General features: G+C 44.9%; 4 protein-coding genes. 3 read left to right on the forward strand and 1 reads right to left on the reverse strand.

What is annotated here, in order from left to right:
- Window positions 1–759 precede the first annotated feature (759 nt).
- Entirely contained in the window at window positions 760–1,413 is a 654-nt protein-coding gene (locus GKG43_RS22340; protein ID WP_129880094.1) for a corrinoid protein, read from the forward strand.
- An 11-nt stretch (window positions 1,414–1,424) separates the two neighbouring features.
- Here GKG43_RS22340 and GKG43_RS23810 read toward each other — a convergent pair whose 3' ends face one another.
- A complete protein-coding gene (locus GKG43_RS23810) occupies window positions 1,425–3,125 on the reverse strand; it encodes a GGDEF domain-containing protein (RefSeq protein WP_055155372.1) in 1,701 nt (566 codons plus the stop codon).
- Window positions 3,126–3,576: 451 nt separating this feature from the next.
- Here GKG43_RS23810 and GKG43_RS22350 point away from each other — a divergent pair, with 451 nt between their 5' ends.
- Together GKG43_RS22350 and GKG43_RS22355 are read left to right on the forward strand one after the other, a co-directional pair.
- Window positions 3,577–5,211, forward strand: a complete 1,635-nt coding sequence (locus GKG43_RS22350) for an amidohydrolase (RefSeq protein ID WP_129880096.1) — start codon at window positions 3,577–3,579, stop codon at window positions 5,209–5,211.
- Window positions 5,212–5,253: 42 nt separating this feature from the next.
- The gene (locus GKG43_RS22355; RefSeq protein WP_055155374.1) at window positions 5,254–6,183 is read left to right on the forward strand and encodes an EamA family transporter; all 930 of its coding nucleotides are present in this window, start codon (window positions 5,254–5,256) and stop codon (window positions 6,181–6,183) included.
- The last annotated feature ends 552 nt before the right edge of the window (window positions 6,184–6,735 follow it).

The following is a 6,735-nucleotide window of genomic DNA, read 5'->3' on the forward strand; positions in this document are numbered from 1 at the left end:
TTTCTAAGGAGGGGCCTCAAACGGGGGCAGCGTATGGATATAGAATTGGCGGGACTTTTATGTCCCCAGTAGGTGTAAAAAGCAAGGGGATACGCTTCCGGTATCAAAATAATTCAATACACATCTTGAAGATGAAAAGACACGCATAGCCAATCCACATCCGCTGCCCTGGTCCGGGATCCCACCCGGTTGGCGAGCTTTCCTGCCGATTGGATGAGCCAGCTTTATGACAGGGAGACCGGGAAGGTGCTGGGGCTGTATATGCCGTTGCGAAATGCTGGAATGCGCTTAGTGATTCTTGAACAGCCGATGCCGGATAGGCGGGGAAAAACTTGATCACCAAATCAAGTTGTTGCTGAACCCAGCGCGGGAAATCATCAGATTTCCCGTGATGTGTTCAGTGTACCCGCCTATCCGGCATCGGGTGTTCTAGAATCACTTTGCAGCACGGGTGCATATCGCAACGGCATATACAGCCCCAGCGCCTCCCCGGCCTCCCTGTCATAAAGCGTCCCCATCCGCCGACTAGGCTAAAGCTAGCCGACTAAATCCCGATTTTGTTTGTAAAATGCTTGAACGTATGAGATAATTATTCGAATGATGTGATATGATTCTTATAGTTATACTATTTTTGACAAGATAAATGAGGATTCTGCCCCCCTATAGGCGGAGGGATGAATCAATAAAAACTAGGTTAACGGCAGTGGCGGGCGAAGAAAAATCGGTATTCCCCACTGAGGTCAGGTCGGGGGTAAAAGTATGGAACTGATTCAGGAGATTAATGAATATCTTCAATTAGGAAAGGCTAAGATGGTCAAGGCTCTGATCCGGCAGGCTCTGGCCGAGGATATAGATCCCAAAGTGATATTGGAGGAAGGGCTTCTTGCGGGAATGATGGAGCTTGGGCTGAAGTTTAAGCATAATAAAGTCTTTGTTGCTGAGGTTCTGGTTGCGGCAAGCGCGATGCATGCGGGGTTGAAGGAGCTTGAACCCAGATTGGCTGCCGCGGGGGCGGAACCAGTGGGGAAGGCTGTTGTTGGCACGGTCTTTGGAGATCTGCATGATATCGGGAAGAATCTGGTCATTATGATGCTCAAAGGCGCCGGATTTGAAACTTATGATCTGGGCGTTGATGTGGAAACTTCAGTATTCATTGATAAGGCTGAGGAAATTGGCGCGGATATTATATGTATGTCAGCACTGCTTACCACGACGATGATCCGGATGGAAGAGTGTACGGCTGAACTGGAGAGAAGGGGGCTGCGGGATAAATATATACTGATGGTTGGGGGAGCTCCTGTTACGGAATCCTTTGCCGGAAAAATCGGAGCAGATTTTTATACATCGAATGCAATGAATGCAGCAGAAGTGGCAAGAGAAGCGGTTTTTCATAAAAGGAAAGGGCAGCGCTAACAACGCTGCCTTTATTGATCACGTATTGACTTTATACTGTTTTCTTTCCGGTATTTCATCTTGCTTTTATACATGTCATCGTCTGCCTGCCGGAATACCCTGTCTATTTCATTTCCTATAATTGTATCAGAAGCATTCCAGCCAATTGAAAGAGAAAAGTTATACTCACAGGAACTGTCCGCACTCTCGATTTCTTTCTCCAGCATAGAGACGTAATCGGGCAGTTCATGGAACGGGGCCTGAATGAAAGCGGCGAATTCATCGCCTCCGATCCGGAAGACTTTTCCGGAATCCTGGAAGATTTTTGACATGCAGCGGGCAGCTTCTTTTAGTATAATATCGCCTGCCTTGTGGCCGTAAGTATCATTGGTCACTTTTAGATTGTTCAGGTCACAGACATAAAATACTCCGGGAAACGGGGTTGTGCGGCTTCGGAGTTCATTCATGAATTCTTCAAATGCCAGCCTGCTGCCCACGTTTGTGAGGATATCTGTGTAAGCCAGCTTTTTCAGTATTTTATGCTCGGTATAGTCATTGACAAAACCCAGCATGGCTTTAACGCTTACGTAGATCAGGATCGAAATAAATAAAATAAAGCCATAGCGGTAGAACCGGCTGTTATCTGCCTGCGGGTTGATATAAAATTGTATCAGCGCCAGTACTGCGGAGAGGATCAGCAGAATCAGGGAAAGCAGCATAGGTTTTGCAAAATGGGAAGAACTGCCTTTGAGCCTGTGCAGTAAAAATAGAAGCAGTACAATGCCGTTCAGCACGATCAGGCTATGTGTAATCGGAAGCATCAGGACCAGGCTGACATTTCCCAAAGAGTATAAAATGCCCTGGACTGTAGCATTTAATATCAGAACACATTTCATACGTGCGAGAACTCTCCGGCTGTCCTGGCATAGTGTGCTGGTGATAGAAAGCATAGGCAGTGGCAGCACCATAAAACTGAAGAAAGAGAGGACACAGACGGCGACAGTATTCCCCCAAAACAGCTGAGGAAGCTGGGAATCGGTAAATATCCATAAAGCCGAAATTAGTGTCAGAAGCGAAAGTTCACCAAATACGGAATAATTGTAATCCAGCTTTCTGTACTTCTGCCAGAGAAAGGCAGAAAACAGGCACAGGCTGGCAAGAAGCATTATGAATAGACTGATGATTAGTTCGGCATGAGAATAAAGATATTTTGTAATATAGGAGCTTGCCGTGCCTATTGAGATATCTTTAATTCCGACACTGAGAAACGTATGGGGCTGAGTAATCTCAACAGATAAGGTTCTTCCGGAAAAGTCACGGTCAAGCGGAATCTGGCAGATGAAATGTCCCGACATATTGGCAGGCAGGTCTACGGTATCGTCAGAATAATCATAGATACAGGTACCGTCAACAAAGACCTTTATGTAGTTAAAGTTATTCTCAATGAACAGGTAATCCTTATCGGACAGCGGGGGCAGTTCCCTGCGGATTGTTACAGGAGCATCACTTTTTATACTCCAGGTATTGAGCTCAGGCAGAGTAGTTTTTCCGCCCGAAGCATCAAGGGTATACCAGCCTTCGGATAAACTGACAGGCGGATCTGGTATAAAACGGCTGTCCGGCATATGTTCTATATGAAAGATGCTGTAGAACACATACAGAAAAACCAGTACAGAACAGAGAAGCAAAACTTTATATAAATAATCAACTTTAACGTTCGTTTTTTTATTCACAGGATATCCTTTCTTTTCAGTGAAAGAGAGTACATTTATTATACTATAACATAATTAGCAACTCATAGAAAGTGTATAATGTGAGATGAAATGCTCCCATGCTAAACGTATGTAATGGCTCGCAGCACCCTTCAGCGCAGGTGAATTTCAAGGGAATAGATGTTGTAACAGAAGAAAATGGATGCCATATGTTGATATTCAACTATGGTATTCCTTTTTGTGCGTGTTTACTTGGCGATACTGTGAGAAAATGAAGATTAATCACTATCACCTGCTTTGAGTCATAGAATAGTTGCACAAAAAATATGGAGAATAATTAAAAAAATTATCATGATAGTAAAAAAATGAAAGAATCATAAAAAAACGAAAGAATCCAAAAATAATATTGATTTACATTCAAATTAACAATTGCTATATTTTAATACATAAAATTACAGGAGGAACATAAAGGATGAAAACAGATATGATTTTGCTAAGTGAAAACATATTTACCGCAGGTTCACTGGGGATGGTTTCAGGAGGGGTAGCCATTGCAGATAATAAAATTCTTTGCATAGGCTCAAAAGAGGAAGTGCTTGCACTGGCAGATGAGGACACGGATGTCAGAGATTTTGGCACCAAATTAATAACACCGGGGATATGCGATTCACATGTCCATTTGTTTGCAGGGGCCTACATGATGTCAGCGCCTTATGTTGGAGGGTATTCGAGCGCAGAAGAATGTGCAAAATCGCTGTACGAGTACTATCAGGCACATGAAGACGAGTATGAAGAAGGAGAATGGCTGAGTTCCTGTGGTTTTGTGATTGCGGAGTGGGATGACCCGAAGCCGCCGACAAAGGAAATTCTGGATCAATATTTTCCGGAGCGTCCGGTATATATTTACGACAGCGACCTTCATGCTGCATGGGTAAATTCTAAAGCTTTGGAATTAGCCGGACTGGCACCGGATACTCCGGATCCGCGGTTTGGCCGTTTTGAACGGGATGAGCAGGGGCATATCACGGGATATCTGGTTGAGGAAGCGCAGAACCCGGTTGTGCGGCTTGCATTTAATATTCCTTATGCAAAGGAACGCAAGCTGATGGAAGAAAAGAGTGAGGACATTTGTAAGTATGGTGTCACTTCTTTGATTGATATGCGTGCACTGAATAATTACAATATGGGAAACCTGGACGTGTTAAATGACATGGCTGATGAGGGTGCACTGAAGTTTCGGTATAATTATGCTACATGCCTGACTGGTACGATTGAGGAAGCATTGGAGCACACCGAGAAATACGGCGATCCGGAGCAAATGATTTACTATTCAGGGGTCAAGGAATTTGTGGATGGTATTGTTGTTGCACATACTGGTTTGCTGCTGGAGCCTTATACAGACGATGCGGACGCAGACTATAACTTCTGGGCAACAGATTTGGAATATGATGCGCAGCGCGTGAAGGAATATCATAAAAATGGTATCAACCTGCAGTTCCATGCAGTAGGCGATGGCGCAGTGCGTAAAACCATCGAGATGTATGAGGATGCCATTGCAGAAAATGGTGAGACGGCTTCCAGGATGTCCATTGAGCATCTGGATATGTCTTCACCAAAAGACTGGGAACGTATGTCAAAGGCAGGCATTATCTGTTCTGTACAGCCGCAGCATCTGGCGCTCTTTCCAACATATGAGGACGAGCAGTATGCAGATTGTGTGGGACCGGTACGGACAAAGAGCCTTTGGGCATTTAAGAGTATGCTTGACAATGGGATTCATCTGGCTTTTGGAACTGATTTTCCGGTTGTTTCCTATGATCCCCGTATCAGCCTGCATAGGGCAGTGACACGTACATTTCCAGACGGGCAGCCTGCTTCTGGCTGGAATCCGGAACAGAAACTCACCCTGTGGGATGCATTATATGCATATACATGGGGCGGCGCATACAAAACAGGGAAAGAAGCGGTACTTGGAAGCCTGGAAAATGGAAAACTTGCCGATATTGCTGTCTGGGATTGCAATCTCTTTGAGATTCCTGTGGATGACATTTTGAACTGCAATGTGGAACTCACTGTTTGCGATGGACGTATTGTGTACGAGGTATAGTGCATGTCTCGTATGTGATGATAGAAAGGACGAAAACTGATTATGGAATTATTGATTTTTATTGCACCGCTTTTGCTGAATGTGTTTGGCAATACGATCTATAATGTGGCAGGAAAAGGTACGCCTGAAAAAGTAAATTCGTTTGCCAGCCTATCCTTAAGCTACATGGTTGGTATGGTATTGTGTGTGATTTTATTCTTTGTAACCAATCCTGGAGGGAATATACTTGCAGCTGTTTCCAAAGCGAACTGGGCTTCTTATGTACTGGGCCTGACGATTGTATTCATTGATCTGGCACTTATTTTGTTATACCGGGTAGGCTGGGATGTCAGCATCGGTTCCTTGATTGCAAATATCGGTGTATCACTGATGTCTGTAGTTGTGGGTGTTGCCTGCTTTGGTGAAGCAATGACTATGATTAAGGGCGGCGGTATCGTTGTTTGTATCCTGGGACTTTACGTGGTTAATTCTCCGGAGAAGAAGAACAAGACTGCTGTGTTGGAAGGTGAGGAAACAAAGAGCAATGCTGCAGGGAAAAAGAAGAGTCTGCTTATGTGGATGCCGGTTCTGCTGATGATTGTAGCAAATCTTGCTTATAGTATAACTGCAAAGGTAACTCCTTCTGATGTAGATACTTTCGCTTCCGTTTCTCTGACATACCTGGTCTGCATTGTTTATGCGCTTTTAATGTTCTTTATCACAAGTAAAAATAAAAACTATTTCAAAGAGATTAAGAAAGCGAACTGGACGGCTCCGGTGTTGGGCGCCTGCCTTGTATGCCTGGAAGTTTCAACGATTTTACTTTTCCGCGTAGGCTGGGATTTGAGCGTGGGACTGCTGCTGGCTTATGTGTTACTGGCAATTGTACTGGTAATTCTTGGACGTGTTGCCTACAAGGAAAAACTGACTACAAAACGTCTGATAGGTATTGGAATTGCACTTGTCGGAGTTATACTCGTCAGTCTTGCATAAGAATGTGGGTTACTGTGCATACCCTGCGGGTGTGCACAGTAACGGCATCTGCCCATTAAAAGTCGCCTGCGGCGAGGGGTGCTATGCGCCAGTGGCGCATGTTTAGCACGGACCGAAGCGGAGCAAAGACCAGATGCCCCGAGACCATCACTTTATTGGCTCCGATGCCGTGCAGCGAGGTGCACGGCACGGTCTGAACAGTAACGTCTGAACAGTAACAAATGTGGGGACATCTTCGGGGAGAAGAGGCCGTCGGAAAATGCATGGTTCATACTGTATATTGCTGCCTGACTTCATAGTCGCCTCAATTTATAGTTTGTGAATTTCATTTCCCGGCAGCCCCAAAGCCTCCGGGAATCTCTGAGAAAGTCAAGGGGAGGTGCTGAACGGCAGCCGAAAGGTGCTATTTACAGCACTTCCTTTTCCGTACACATTTTAAGGGAGGAGAGATGTCACTGGCAATATTTATCGTATCTGGAATAGGAGGAGTAAAAAAACAATGATAAACGTGGAAGAACTCGGCGCCCGGATTATATTGGGCTTCGGAGAGGG

The sequence above is a fragment of the Eubacterium sp. BIOML-A2 genome (assembly GCF_009680135.1).
GTDB lineage: Bacteria > Bacillota > Clostridia > Lachnospirales > Lachnospiraceae > Faecalicatena > Faecalicatena contortus_B.

Coding starts and splice junctions, on each gene's coding strand:
- GKG43_RS22340 (WP_129880094.1), top strand. CDS start 760: ATGGAACTGATTCAGGAGATTAATGAATATCTTCAATTAGGAAAGGCT.
- GKG43_RS22350 (WP_129880096.1), top strand. CDS start 3,577: ATGAAAACAGATATGATTTTGCTAAGTGAAAACATATTTACCGCAGGT.
- GKG43_RS22355 (WP_055155374.1), top strand. CDS start 5,254: ATGGAATTATTGATTTTTATTGCACCGCTTTTGCTGAATGTGTTTGGC.